10 protein-coding genes are annotated in these 13,866 nt (G+C 32.7%); 3 read left to right on the forward strand and 7 right to left on the reverse strand.

Translation table 11 applies throughout. From position 1 onward, the window contains the following. Positions 1 to 3 precede the first annotated feature (3 nt). The 4 genes from BN349_RS08100 to BN349_RS08115 all read right to left on the reverse strand — a co-directional run bounded on the left by BN349_RS08100 (position 4) and on the right by BN349_RS08115 (position 4,028). Positions 4 to 408 carry a sporulation protein gene (locus BN349_RS08100; RefSeq protein ID WP_019241787.1) on the reverse strand — a complete coding sequence of 135 codons (405 nt, stop codon included), beginning with the start codon at positions 406 to 408 and terminating at the stop codon, positions 4 to 6. A 39-nt stretch (positions 409 to 447) separates the two neighbouring features. Continuing rightward, positions 448 to 2,601, reverse strand: a complete 2,154-nt coding sequence (locus tag BN349_RS08105) for a PAS domain-containing protein (RefSeq protein WP_019241788.1) — start codon at positions 2,599 to 2,601, stop codon at positions 448 to 450. 285 nt (positions 2,602 to 2,886) lie between these two features. Further along, positions 2,887 to 3,660 carry a 3D domain-containing protein gene (locus tag BN349_RS08110; RefSeq protein ID WP_019241789.1) on the reverse strand — a complete coding sequence of 258 codons (774 nt, stop codon included), beginning with the start codon at positions 3,658 to 3,660 and terminating at the stop codon, positions 2,887 to 2,889. A 182-nt stretch (positions 3,661 to 3,842) separates the two neighbouring features. Next, positions 3,843 to 4,028 (reverse strand): cold-inducible protein YdjO-related protein, encoded by a 186-nt coding sequence (locus tag BN349_RS08115; protein WP_019241790.1) that lies wholly within the window; start codon positions 4,026 to 4,028, stop codon positions 3,843 to 3,845. A gap of 349 nt (positions 4,029 to 4,377) precedes the next feature. Between BN349_RS08115 and BN349_RS08120 the strand changes: the two genes are divergently transcribed. After that, the gene (locus BN349_RS08120; protein WP_019241791.1) at positions 4,378 to 6,525 is read left to right on the forward strand and encodes an MMPL family transporter; all 2,148 of its coding nucleotides are present in this window, start codon (positions 4,378 to 4,380) and stop codon (positions 6,523 to 6,525) included. A 103-nt stretch (positions 6,526 to 6,628) separates the two neighbouring features. On the opposite strand, the gene BN349_RS08125 is transcribed toward BN349_RS08120, so the two are convergent. After that, on the reverse strand, positions 6,629 to 7,498 hold the full coding sequence (locus BN349_RS08125) for a CvfB family protein (protein WP_019241792.1): 870 nt from the start codon (positions 7,496 to 7,498) through the stop codon (positions 6,629 to 6,631). 386 nt (positions 7,499 to 7,884) lie between these two features. On the opposite strand from BN349_RS08125, the gene BN349_RS08130 reads away from it, so the two are divergent. Further along, positions 7,885 to 9,054, forward strand: a complete 1,170-nt coding sequence (locus BN349_RS08130) for an LL-diaminopimelate aminotransferase (protein WP_019241793.1) — start codon at positions 7,885 to 7,887, stop codon at positions 9,052 to 9,054. A gap of 155 nt (positions 9,055 to 9,209) precedes the next feature. Here the strand turns inward: BN349_RS08130 and BN349_RS08135 are convergent, their stop codons facing one another. Further along, entirely contained in the window at positions 9,210 to 9,713 is a 504-nt protein-coding gene (locus BN349_RS08135; RefSeq protein ID WP_019241794.1) for a hypothetical protein, read from the reverse strand. Between the two features lie 489 nt (positions 9,714 to 10,202). On the opposite strand from BN349_RS08135, the gene BN349_RS08140 reads away from it, so the two are divergent. Continuing rightward, positions 10,203 to 11,822, forward strand: a complete 1,620-nt coding sequence (locus tag BN349_RS08140; protein WP_019241795.1) for an ABC-F family ATP-binding cassette domain-containing protein — start codon at positions 10,203 to 10,205, stop codon at positions 11,820 to 11,822. A gap of 542 nt (positions 11,823 to 12,364) precedes the next feature. Here the strand turns inward: BN349_RS08140 and BN349_RS08145 are convergent. Next, positions 12,365 to 13,636, reverse strand: a complete 1,272-nt coding sequence (locus BN349_RS08145) for an MFS transporter (RefSeq protein ID WP_019241796.1) — start codon at positions 13,634 to 13,636, stop codon at positions 12,365 to 12,367. Between the last annotated feature and the right edge of the window lie 230 nt (positions 13,637 to 13,866).

Genomic DNA, 13,866 nt, shown 5'->3' on the forward strand with positions numbered 1-13,866 from the left:
TTTTTATAAAATAATTATAGTATCTTCATCCTCAGGATCGATATTTTGAGAAACAAGGAGTTTCGTTCGAATAATAGTTTCCACCCCGTTTTCACTCTTCGGATGATCAAAAGGAATTCTGATTGAGAAAGGAATAGTGTTTGTCTCATTAGAATGTATCATTTTACTGTTATTAATTTCAGTTTCTCTTATATGTTTTTCATGAAATGAAAAGTCACTATCTAATTTATCTTGTTCATATTTTACAAGTAGAGTAATAACAATTCCTTCGATTTTTTTGTCTGTCATACCGCCATTAATCTCTACCTTACCACACAATTCTTCACCAGGTTTGTACTCCTTCTTCTCCACTATTGTATCTACAGTAATGTTGCCCAATCCTATGCTAGAAAGTAAAGTTTTCCACATTTGAATATCACCTCAATACAAGTTAGTCTTACACAATTACTATTCCCCTATAGGTAAATCAATTAAGAAGGATGTCCCAATTCCTTCCTCGCTTTCAATATCAATTTTTCCTTTATAGCTTTCAATAATTTGAAAACTAATCATCAAGCCAAGTCCTGTACCTGATTCTTTCGTTGTAAAAAACGGTTCCCCTATTTTATTTAATATGGATTGTGGAATTCCCTCGCCTGAATCGATAACCTTTATTGAAACAAATCCGCTCTTTCTTTCAATTTGAATAGAAAGCTTTCCACCGTTAGGCATGGCTTCTATACCATTTTTAATAAGATTTAAAAACACTTGTTTAATACGATTTTCATCGCATAAAACCATAAGATCATCATCACTAGTAGTGAAAGAAATATCAACCTTTTTCTTTTTAGCCTCATACGAAAATAATGAAACAGTATTTTTAATGATTGTATTAATATTTTTGATGGCTAATATATTTGATTGTGGCTTTGCGAGCATCATAAATTCTTCTACAATATTATTGACCCGATTAATCTCATCTAAAACAATTTCCAGATGTTCCTTTCGATCTTCCTTTTCCTCATCTAATAATAGGAACTCTGTGTAACCTCTCATACTTGTTAATGGGTTTCGGATTTCATGTGCTATACCTGCTGCTAATTGACCTAAAGCTGATAATTTTTCTTGTCTACGCAATACTTCTTCTTGCTTTTTCTTTTCTGTAATATCGTTACGAATAGATAAATACTTATATGGTTTATTTTTTTCATTTAGGAAAGGAATAATCGTTGTTTCAACCCAATAAAAAGAACCATCTTTCGCTTTATTCCTTATTTCTCCTTTCCAAACTTCACCATTCCCAATTTTTTTCCATAAATTTTTAAAAAATTCTTTCGAATGATAACCCGAATTTAACAATCGATGATCACTTCCGATTAATTCTTCCTGTGAATATTTTGATATCGTTGTAAAATTCTTATTAACCTTAGTAATTATCCCTTTCGCATCTGTAATTGCTACAATTGAAGCTTCATCGAGTGCATATTTATAATCTTGTATTTCTTTCATGGTATTTTCTAATTCCTTCTCAACGGCTTTTCGATCGGTAATATCCTGTAGAATAGCGATATATTGATAAGGTCTACCCTTATCATCAAGAAACGGTATGACCGTCATATCTGTCCAAAATAATGAGCGGTCCTTTGCCTTATGACAGACCTCATCCTTCAGAATCTCTCCTACTTCTACATGTTTCCATAGGTTTTCTGAAAAGGGTGCCCCATGATAATCAGCCTTTAAGAAATCATAATTTTTCCCTAGTAATTCCTCTTGTGAATACTGAGAGATTTCCACAAATTTATCATTTACATAGGTAATTGTCCCTTTAGCATTTAAAATAAATACAATGGAAGATGTATCAACAGCTGTCATAATATCTCTAGCTACAATGCTTCTTCTAATGACGTTTTTATTCGTTAATATACTTCCTAAAATTAAGCCACCAAATATAATGAATGATAAACAGAGAATGATATATGGAAGCCAATAGCCTTCTAATTTGATTTCGGATAATATATTGTTACTATTAGCAATATGATAAGTTGCTTTAATAATCAATAAAAAGCCCTGACCTATTGAAACAGTCATTATTAAAGCTGAAAACATTTTTATCCATACAGCTGAAAATGTTTTCTCTTCAATAAGTCGTAATAACCAAAAAGCAAATAAAAAAAAGCTAGAAACCAATATGAACGATAATATAATAAGTAAATAATTATATTGTACTTTTCCTTCAATAGAATACATGCTAATAGAATATGTAATGATAACTGATATCGTTAATAGAAAACTCCCCATTATTAAATGATAATTTCTTTTCCCCTTCATTAAAATATAAAAGGCCATAAGGGAAAAAAACGAGCTACTGAATAATGTAATAATACTAATAATTAGTAATGTATCAATCGATTGTTTCGTATCAAATGCCAGCATACCAAAAAAGCTCATCATCCAAATACCTATTGAAAAAGAGAATGAACTTCCCCAAAATAAAAAGTTTTTACTACCCATCATACTATTTACATTTGTGAATAAATCGACTGCTGTATATACCGCGATCCCTGTTAGCAAAATCCCAATCATAATAATAATAGGATTAAAAGAGAGAATTAATTCTTCCATTTCAATTAGTCAACTCCAAAGTAGATACTATATGTCTATTGTACGACCATTGTTACTAAAAGATATCATACTCTGAAAAGAATTTGTATGAATTTCGACACATTTCGGCTGAAAAGAGTGAAAAATCAATATGATTGTTACTAAATTAAATATATTCTGTTATTTTTACCAATATATAACTACCTACTTTTTTCATAATTAAGGATAAATAAACACAAAAACCACCCTCTATTGAAGGTGGTTTTATATATACTTTACTTAAAAAGTTCCCGTATTTTTTTATTATTATCGAAGAATTTTCACTTGAACTTGTTTTCTACCCCATTGGTTTACTTCTGTTTCTGAAGGAATAAATACATCAATACGATTTCCTTTAATTGCTCCACCCGTATCTTCAGCGGTTGCATATCCATATCCTTCAACGTAAACTTTCGTTCCTAAAGGAATTACTTTTGGGTCTACAGCAATCACCTTTAAATTTGGATTTGCACGAAGATTTAAACCAGTAGCGGTCATACCAGTCGTTCCTTCACCTGTCTCTGAATATGCAGTAGCCTCCATCGTCAATGTTTTAACAACATCACCTTCAACAGATGTAGTAACATCATTCTTTACAGGTTGCTCAACTGGTTCTTCACTCTTTGATTGTTCCTTTTGATTTTCGTTCTTTACATTTTCTTGTGTTGTATTTTTTACAGTAGTATTTGTTTTGTGGATAACAAGATTTTGATTAGGAAAAATCAAATCATCTGTAAGGTTATTCCATGTTTTTATATCTGCAACTTCAACGCCAAATTGCTGACCTATTTTCCATAATGAATCTCCAGCCAACACTTTATAGTTGGTCTTTGGTACTACAGTTAGCTTTTGATTCTCCACAATTAAATCAGAAATTAGCCCATTGTATGCTTTTAAATCCGAAACAGAAACATCATATTCTTTTGCGATTTCCGATAAGGTGTCACCTTTTTTTATAGTTATCTCTTCTGCATGAGCTTGTAAGCCGACAGTAGTAGATATGGTAGCTACTGTAAAAATTGATAGTAATGTTTTTTTCATTTGATAGCCATCCTCTCCGCTAGCCATAAAGGCTAACGGAAACTATCATAACACGAATTTTCTTAACATTAGAGACAGTAGAGTTATAAATGCGTTACAATCATTACAATCAAATATCACTCTGGTTTCAATTCTTTCTTTTATTGGTATAAATAATACGAAAGAACTATAAAACATCCTTTTTATATTATTTTTGGTAATTGTCTAATTTCTTCATTCATATTACTTCCACATAGTGGACATGAAGAATCATCCGACGCAAACTGCATTCTCATCCAACCATTGCATCCATCTGAAGCACATGCAAACACGTGGGTGTCTTCAATAATTACTTCATCTACTTCCTGTTGTTTTTTCGAAAAGTACATGATGTTACCTCCTGACGAATTCAATTTTGAAAACCAATCATAACTATAGTATATGTGTAATGATTGGAAATATTCTACTGTTAAACAGAATTGTTACGAATGTCGCCATCAAAGTTTCTCTTTATCCCGTTTGGACTGGCGCTATGTTAATAACTTTTGTTTCTACTTATTATCCTTGATGGTCTTTTTTATCTATTGGTTTTTTCTTATGATCAAGCGCCAGTTGAAACCCGATTAGTTCAACTAATGATGGATGAAGAAAAACGCTCCATCCATCAAAGTTTCTCTTTATCTTTTTCCATTTGTTTTTCATAATATAGATAGCATTGATTTATGGGAGGTTTATGAAATGTCTACAATAGCCCAAAAAATAATTAAACATTATAAATTTTCGCTTATCGTATGGATTCTTCTGGCGGTTGGATTAGCCTTTTATGCAATTGATCTACCCTCCAAGTTAAGTGGTGATGGTTTTGAAATGGATGGAGAGTATGCGAAAGTTGAAAAAGAGCTTTCAAGTTCTTTTAATTTTCCTAAAAATACTCTTATCGTTGTCTTTGAAAAGGAAAAAAATGCATCCGAACAAGACTTTCAAACATACATAAAAAAAGTAATCAACCAAATTGATGAGCTTAAGATTACAACAAGTATCCAATCACCTCTTACAAACGAAAACCAAATGAAAACAAATGTCGCCTATGCTTCATTGTCATTTGATAAAGAAGATGACGACATGAATGCATATGTAGATAAAGTTAGACAAATTACCGATCAGTATGATCACGCTATGTTGACCGGGAAATCTGTTATTAGTGAGGATATGAATAAAGCTAGTCAGCATGATTTAATGATTGCTGAAATGATTGGTCTTCCTGTCGCTCTTATCGTTTTATTATTAGCATTCGGAAGTATCGTTTCTGCCATTATACCAATCGTTGTTGGTGCACTCACTGTTATATCTGCACTTGGAATACTGACGTTATTAGGGAATTATTTAAATCTATCTGTTTTTTTATTAAATGTTGCTCCGATGATAGGTCTTGCTTTAAGTATTGATTTCGCTCTTCTTTTTATTAATCGCTTTAAAGAAGAAAGGAACCATAACTCCATTAAACAAGCGGTGTTAAAAACTGTTTTAACTGCAGGGAAGTCTATTATTTTCTCAGCTATATGTGTATTTATTGGATTAGCAGCCATGTTAATTATAGAAATAGATATCTTTCAAACTGTAGCAATTGGCGGAATGGTCGTTGTATTTGTGGCTGTTATATCATCCTTAACTTTACTACCGTCTATACTCCTATTTGTAGGAAAATACTTAGACAAAGGAAAAATATTTAAAACAAAAAATGGGGAAAACCCTAAATGGAGAGCCTTTGCTGAATCTGTAATGAAGCGTCCCATTATTATTACAATATTGTCCATACTCATATTGATAGCTGGTATTATCCCAATTAAAGATATCAACCTTTCGATACCAGATGAAAAATCATTACCTATCACCTATGAATCTCGTGAAGCATTTGAAAAAATTCATGATGCCTTTCAAATGAAAGAAAATGCTACAGTGTACATGATTGCAGAAAGAAACGGTTCGTGGACAAACGAAGAAGGACTCAAAGATATGCAGTCCTTTATCAAAGATATAGAGAAAGATTCGATTGTAAAATCGACTGCATCACTGTACTCATTATCTGGTATAGATAATAGTCAAACCTTGTATACCCTATTACAAAATCCAGAAACAAAACAATCTCTTACTCCTGCCTTAGAGCAGTTTATTAACAAAGATAAACTACTCGTTCCAGTGACATTAACAAAAGCAGCCACTTCTAAAGAGGCTAAACAATGGGTAAAGAAATGGGCAGATAAGAACTACGACTTTATTATTTCGGTTGGCGGAGAGGCAAAATTCAACCAAGAAATATTCGATGAAATATTCGATAAAGTTGGAATTGGTATTGGCATTATATTAATAAGTACCTATATCATTCTTTTATTTGCTTTCCGTTCGGTTATCATTCCTTTAAAAGCTATCATCATGAATGTTATCGGACTAACATCTACATTTGGTATCCTGGTATGGATTTTTCAAGAGGGCCACTTCGGTTTAGATCCATCAAATATCGCTCTCATTATCCCGGTATTTGTCTTTAGTATTGTTTTTGGACTAAGTATGGACTATGAGGTCTTTCTAATATCAAGGATGCATGAAGTATATCTTGAAACAATGGATAATGATGAAGCTACTGTAGTTGGATTATCATCAACAAGTAAAATCATTACATCAGCAGCGCTTATCATGATTGTATTAACAGGGGCTTTTGTATTCACAGGTGTGGTACCGGTAAAACAAATTGGAATTGGTATTGCACTAGCTATTTTCATTGATGCCACAATCATTAGATTATTGCTAGTACCTTCACTAATGAAGCTTTTAGGAAATTGGAATTGGTGGATGCCGTTCTCTAAACAAAAAGTAAAAAAAGAGAGATAAAAGACTCATATTCACTACATCTCGCTAAAATCATTCACTATTAAACAGAATAAAAAACCGTAATACTCATTTATTCAAATAAGCATTACGGTTTTATTTCTATTTATTTACGATCACTTGTATAAGTCCATCCATCTTCTTGATAGATTTTCCCTTCTTTCATTAGTTTACCTAATGCTCGTTTGAAGGCTCCTTTACTCATTTCAAAGTTTTTCAAAATATCATTTGGGGTACTTTTATCACTGTAAGGCATAGCACCCGCACGCATTTTTAGATAATTCAAGATAATATCACTATCTTCTTGCATTTTTTCATGTTTGAAAGGTAATAAAGAAATGTTCAGTGAACCATCTTCTTTCTCATCTATCACTCGTCCTTCCACATATTGACCAAGACGAGGCTCTTTACCTCTTTCATTTTCATGAACAAAACAGCGGTAACCTTCTTCAGTTATCACATAACTACCAACTTTTTTTGTTTTATAAACAAATCCTTTTACTCGCTTATTGTACATATTCTCAGGTGCTGGAACACAAATATCACGAATAATTTCTTCCGTAGCTAATTTTCCGAACAAACGACCATTTTTATCATGACGTAAAGTAATATATAATTGATCCTTTACCTTCGGCCAAACATCATACACTAAAGGTAGATCATCAACCGATACTAAAATATCTTTTGATATACCAATATTGACGAATGCCCCTAAATTTTTTCGATAGCCTTCGACAACTCCCCACCCATATACACCTAATTGAATATGTGGGATCGTCATTGTTGCCGACAAGCGACCATCTTTATCTTGGAAAATGAATACTTCTACTTCATCTCCAATATTTATCTCACCTTGAATTTCATTATTATGAAGTAAAACGCGATCTTTACTATTATCACTTTTCAAAAAATATCCATATTCTTCTTCACGATCTACAAGTAAAGTTACAACTTCCCCTGGTATTAATTTACTCATCTATTGTTTCCTCCTTCAATATCCAACTGTTTGGACATCGCTCTTAACTGTATCATTTTTATGATGATAAGTATATATTTCACTATAGTTATTATACAATTTATCAGATAAAAACATAATGAAATCTAATTGGTTTAATAAGGAATTTCCCAATACTTTGTTTCTCGATTATTAGATATGGTACAATATTTTCAGAATTATTAAAAAACCAAGTTAATGTTTCTTGTTGATAGAACTCAAATCCATTCGTATTCCAGAGGGAAGGGCAAAACTCCTCACTAGTTCCTTATTTATTCACTAGGATACTCAGAGATTTTCAATCATTTTTCTAGTGAAAAATCAACAGTAACCTTTAACATAGGTAAATTATTTGGGGGATCATTACTATGAAAATACAAACCGCTAATAGAATGTCATCCTTTTCAGCCTCCATATTTAGTGAAATGGCTGCATATAAGGCAAAAAAAATAAAAGAAGGTAAGAACATAATCGATCTTAGCATCGGTAGTCCCGATTTGCCTCCACCATCATTCGTTATGGAAGCAATCAGTCAGCATTCCATGAATGATCAATTATATGGCTATTCCATGCGGGGTACCAATGAATTTCAGCAAGCTGTCCAAACGTATTATCGTGATACATACCATGTTACTTTAGATAGTGAAAAGGAAATTTTTCAATTAATGGGTTCTCAAGATGGATTAGTTCATTTACCAATGGTTATCGCTAACCCTGGAGATATTGTTCTAGTTCCTGACCCTGGGTATACAGCATATGCTACTGGAATTGCTATGGCTGAAGCCATTCCTTATTTTATGCCTTTACAAAAAGAAAATCATTTTTTACCTGACTTTTCTAAAATACCAGAAGATATCGCAACTCAAGCAACAATAATGATATTAAACTTTCCAGGAAATCCGATTCCAGTCATGGCAACAGAACAAATCTTTGTAGAAGCTATTGCCTTTGCAAAAAAGTATAATATTATGATTTTACATGATTTTGCCTATTCTGAATTATATTATGGTAATGAGGCTCCAATTAGTTTCTTAGCTATTGAAGGTAGTCAAGAAGTCGGTGTTGAATTTAACTCTTTATCTAAAAGCTTTAATATGGCTGGTTGTCGAGTTGCATATGCTCTTGGAAATGAAAAAATTATCACAGCTCTTAAGCAATTAAAATCAAATTTAGATTATGGTGTTTTTCTTCCCATCCAACACGCTGCGACCCTAGCATTACAAAAAGGGTCTAGTTTTACAGAAGAAGCGAGATCTATATATCGTAAAAGACGAGACTGTTTAGTTAATGGATTAAGCGAAATTGGCTGGAATATTGAAACTCCTCAGGCTGGAATGTTCATTTGGGCAGAAATCCCTAATAAATGGACATCCAAGCAGTTTGCATTCGAATTAACGGATCATGCAGGTGTTACGGTAACACCTGGAATTGCATTTGGCCCATCTGGAGAAGGATTTGTAAGAATCGCTTTAGTAGAGAATGAAGACTCTTTACAACAAGCCGTCAAAAACATTAGAGATTCAGGGATGTTTCTATAAACTGTCATGACGGATTCTTTCTGAAATAGTGACATAACTACATTCATTACAAATTTGTAACATACTTTCATTTCAATGAAAAATGGAACCATAAAAATAACAAAAGTATAAGGGCTGTCTCAAAAGTGTTTTTCCTTCACTAATGAGGCTGCCCTTTATGTATTATAGTGAATCCCAAATCCATCAATTTTCCATTCACCATTGATATTTTTTACTTTTACATTCATTTTTTTGTTTAATTTACTTCCTATTAAATTAAAAGTAAGACAGCTATCATCATTAGTTGACCAGTTTGATGAAACCAATTGTAAACTATACCTTTTGAACTGATCGATGTCGTACTTTGCACCATTCTCTATAATAATAGCTGTTTTTGTTATATTAACATGACCTGAAATTGCATTCCTCGCCTCTGCGAATTCACCATTATTAATATTATTAAAAAAAGATAAAATCACTTTTTCAACATGCTTTTCTTTCTCTTCTTTTTTTTCAGTTGTTGATAGTGAATGTTCTAATTCTGCTACCCTATCTTTTAGTTTCAAATTCTCATTAATAATGTCAATTTCTTTTGAGGTGACTGGATTTACTGTTGAATTGCAGGAAGTGAGAAGGATTACTGTTATTAATAACCCTATACATACCATACTCTTCTTCATAACCCCTCCCCTTTCTGAATTCAAATAGATTTATAATAATATAAACGAATGACTCCATATAAAGGTTTCATTTTTTATAGAGATTTCGTAATTATTTTCTTACTAATTAAATAAAAAAATTGCGAAATTTCGCTCCTGCACGGGATAATTCCCTACTTTTCAATCATTAATATGTAAATATGATAGAAAAGGTTGAATTTGTTTTGCCAGGCTGTTTTCTGATTCGTTTATTTTATATGTACTGATTAGCAAAGACTTTCATTATATCAATTAGTACGTATCACTCCATGACTTATATCCAATTTTTCTTGCTTTTTTATTATTTATCTATACGAATATTGAATATCCTTTATATCTCCTTTATAATTAAGGCTTGAGTGCTATTATGTATAAAATACACGAATCGTATGATAGAAATGAATATTTATTATTTATTTAACCATAGATGCTTTTGAAACGTGTTAATAAATAACATTTGGAGGTAAATACATGATTACTGTTTCAGACGTAAGTTTAAGATACGGAGATCGTAAATTATTTGAAGACGTTAATATTAAATTCACACCGGGTAACTGTTATGGACTAATCGGTGCAAATGGTGCTGGTAAATCAACTTTCTTAAAGATTTTATCTGGTGAAATTGAATCACAAACAGGTAATGTTTCATTAGGGCCAAACGAAAGATTAGCAGTCTTAAAGCAAAATCACTTTGAATATGAAGAATTCGAAGTAATGCAAGTTGTTATCATGGGTCATCAAAGACTATATGAAGTTATGAAAGAAAAAGATGCTATTTATATGAAAGAAGACTTCACTGATGAAGATGGTATGCGTGCAGCAGAACTTGAAGGTGAATTTGCTGATTTAAATGGATGGGAAGCTGAATCAGAGGCAGCTATACTGTTACAAGGTCTTGGAATCACAGAAGATCTTCACCAAAAGAAAATGAGTGAGCTAACAGGTTCTGAAAAAGTAAAAGTTTTACTAGCACAAGCTTTATTTGGTAAACCAGATGTTCTTTTACTAGATGAGCCTACCAACCATTTGGATATCCAAGCTATTCAATGGCTGGAAGAATTTTTAATTAACTTTGAAAATACAGTAATTGTCGTATCACATGACCGTCATTTCTTAAATAAGGTATGTACTCATATTGCTGACTTAGATTTCGGTAAAATTAAAATTTACGTTGGTAACTATGATTTCTGGTATGAATCAAGCCAACTTGCTCTTAAACTTTCTCAAGAATCAAATAAAAAGAAAGAAGAAAAAATTAAAGAGCTACAAGCGTTTATTGCTCGATTTAGCGCTAATGCTTCTAAATCTAAACAAGCAACGTCTCGTAAAAAATTACTTGATAAAATTACATTAGATGATATTCAACCTTCATCTCGCCGTTATCCATATGTAAACTTCGCTCAAGATCGTGAAGTTGGAAACGATTTATTACGTGTTGAAAACATCTCTAAAACCGTTGATGGAGAACAGTTGCTAAACAATGTAAACTTTATTATGAATAAAGGAGATAAAATTGCCATTGTTGGACGCAACGAATTAGCTAAAACAACTCTTTTCAAAATTCTTGCAGGAGAATTAGAAGCAGATTCAGGAAGCTATAAATGGGGTGTAACAACATCTCAAGCATACTTCCCTAAAGATAACTCTGAATACTTCGAGGGCTGTGATTTAACACTTGTTGATTGGTTACGCCAATTCTCTCCTAAAGATGATAGCGAAAGTTTCCTACGTGGATTCCTAGGAAGAATGCTATTCTCTGGAGAAGAAGTTATGAAGAAAGCGAGCGTTCTTTCAGGTGGAGAAAAAGTTCGTTGTATGCTATCTAAAATGATGCTAAGCGGAGCAAATGTATTGTTATTAGATGAACCAACAAACCACTTAGATCTTGAATCTATTACAGCATTAAATAATGGTCTTACTGCTTATAAAGGTTCTATGATTTTCGCTTCACATGACCATCAGTTTATGCAAACAATCGCTAATCGCATCATTGAAATTACACCTCAAGGCGTAGTGGATAAAATGATGACTTATGATGAGTATTTAGAGGACAAAGAATTACAAGCAAAAATCGATGACATGTATAAATAAAAACATTGAGTTTGTTATCCTACCTACGTAAACATAGGTACTAAGTGTAAGTAATAAATCGTAACAAACTATATAAACAATAAACAGACTGTAGACAACATCGAAGAATTTCGAGTTCGCTTACAGTCTGTTTTCTTTTATTTATATGGATGTGTTCGCTATTATATTGTCATGAAACTTGCATTGAATATAGAATGACCGTGTCATGACGCATTCTTACCGTAGGACGGAGCCGAAACACATCCACGCTACGTGAACCATGATCCTAGTTTACCTGCTAGAGTCACCCACTCTAAGCTTAATTAACGTATCTGTATAGCTACTTAAAATCTACTAAATGGATTCATTATTTCGTACACTATTTGCATTATAGGAATTTATGCGCACAGTCCTTTCATCCCAATATGTACAGATAGCAAAAACCTTCGACAAATGATTAAAGGACTATGCTGTATAAAGAAGATGTCCTCCCGATCCCTTTTATCGACACACTAAAAGCCTAACCATAATATGGTTAGGCTTTTGTAATCATTCTATAAAACTTAATTCCAATGTCCGTCTTTTTCAAGTTTCTTTTTACCTTTATATGCTACAAGCACTAATACGATATTAATGATCAACATAGCAATAATTGTATATAAAACATATGTGTAGCTACCAGTAGCATCGAATACAAAACCATATCCAGGAAGTGCTACGATCCCTGCAATAGCTAATCCTAAAGCAGCCGTTGCAAAAATTTGGCTATATTCTTTGTTACCAAAAATTGAAGTCGTTAATAATGGTGTTAGTGTACCAATTGATGCTGTTACAAACCCAAAAATACCGATTGCTAAAGTAAACATAGTAGGATTTGTTGACACAGTTAGTAACATAACCATAGACACTAATCCAACAATCATTGAGAAAATCGCCGTATTTTTAGCACCAATTTTATCAGTTAAGAAGCCAAATGCAAGTGCCCCGATTAACATCCCAACCATAAATGCACCCATTACACTACCAGCAAATTTAACATCATAACCAAGACCCATTGCAAATGGTGCAATATGTTGAGCAAAGCTTCCTATCGCTGTCATAAAGAAGAAGAAGAGTAATAATGCATAGAAAGCAGTTGATTTTTTGGCAATTGCAAAAGTAACGCCTTTATTTGCTACATCTTCATGTGCTTCTTTCTTAGTGTCCCCTTCACCTGAAGCATCTACACCATATGGTAGTAAACCTTTTTGTTGTGGAACCATTCGTATTGTCAATAGAACAACTGGAATAACAATGATAATCGCTGCAATCCCTAAAATAAGATATGTTGCTCTCCATCCTTCGCTTGCAATTAAATTACCAGCTAAAGGTTGTAAAACGGCACCAAATAGTCCTACAGCTGCCATCATAATCCCTAACGCTAAACCGTTATGCTTTTTAAACCAGTTGTTTATCAAAACAGGCCCAGCCATTTGGTTAACGAATATTGATCCAATGGCCATTGGTATAGAAAAGATGTACCAACCCCATACAGAATTCATTAAACCAAAAATTGCAAAAGAACCAGCTTGTAAAATAATCCCTGCTATTAATAATAAACGAATATCATATTTCGCCATCATCTTACCTGCAATTGGTAAGAAAATCATGGTTGCAATTGACGAAAGACTGAAATATATCGATAATGCACCTATGCTAATATCTAAATCATTTGAAACAGGTGTTAAAAATAATCCCCCTGCATTATTAATACCACCGCGAGCTAATCCGATCATAATAGATAATCCCAATAATACCCACCATGCAAAGTGAATTTTTTTCTTTGTCGTATTCATTATAGTTTTCCTCCCATTCTGTAAGAACCTTTTAGGCAATGAAACTAAATCCCCCCATTTAGTCACATCTCGTCCCTAAAATTACAGTTGTCTCATTCCTCTTTGTTCTAAAAATACTGTCATCCTTGAAAATTTGACCATTAGAAAACCCATCAAAATTCGATTTTGACGTCTTTCTTTTTTATTTGTGGTGCAAACTTGATACCCAATAATTCATATAAATAATTTCA

This window comes from Bacillus sp. AP8, from assembly GCF_000321185.1.
GTDB lineage: Bacteria > Bacillota > Bacilli > Bacillales > DSM-1321 > Bacillus_AD > Bacillus_AD massilioanorexius.

What these genes read in the sequence shown, in the direction of transcription:
- BN349_RS08115 (WP_019241790.1), bottom strand. Translation starts at nt 4,028, where the DNA reads ATGTACTTTTCGAAAAAACAACAGGAAGTAGATGAAGTAATTATTGAA.
- BN349_RS08110 (WP_019241789.1), bottom strand. Translation starts at nt 3,660, where the DNA reads ATGAAAAAAACATTACTATCAATTTTTACAGTAGCTACCATATCTACT.
- BN349_RS08145 (WP_019241796.1), bottom strand. Translation starts at nt 13,636, where the DNA reads ATGAATACGACAAAGAAAAAAATTCACTTTGCATGGTGGGTATTATTG.
- BN349_RS08105 (WP_019241788.1), bottom strand. Translation starts at nt 2,601, where the DNA reads ATGGAAGAATTAATTCTCTCTTTTAATCCTATTATTATTATGATTGGG.
- BN349_RS08130 (WP_019241793.1), top strand. Translation starts at nt 7,885, where the DNA reads ATGAAAATACAAACCGCTAATAGAATGTCATCCTTTTCAGCCTCCATA.
- BN349_RS08140 (WP_019241795.1), top strand. Translation starts at nt 10,203, where the DNA reads ATGATTACTGTTTCAGACGTAAGTTTAAGATACGGAGATCGTAAATTA.
- BN349_RS08125 (WP_019241792.1), bottom strand. Translation starts at nt 7,498, where the DNA reads ATGAGTAAATTAATACCAGGGGAAGTTGTAACTTTACTTGTAGATCGT.
- BN349_RS08100 (WP_019241787.1), bottom strand. Translation starts at nt 408, where the DNA reads ATGTGGAAAACTTTACTTTCTAGCATAGGATTGGGCAACATTACTGTA.
- BN349_RS08135 (WP_019241794.1), bottom strand. Translation starts at nt 9,713, where the DNA reads ATGAAGAAGAGTATGGTATGTATAGGGTTATTAATAACAGTAATCCTT.
- BN349_RS08120 (WP_019241791.1), top strand. Translation starts at nt 4,378, where the DNA reads ATGTCTACAATAGCCCAAAAAATAATTAAACATTATAAATTTTCGCTT.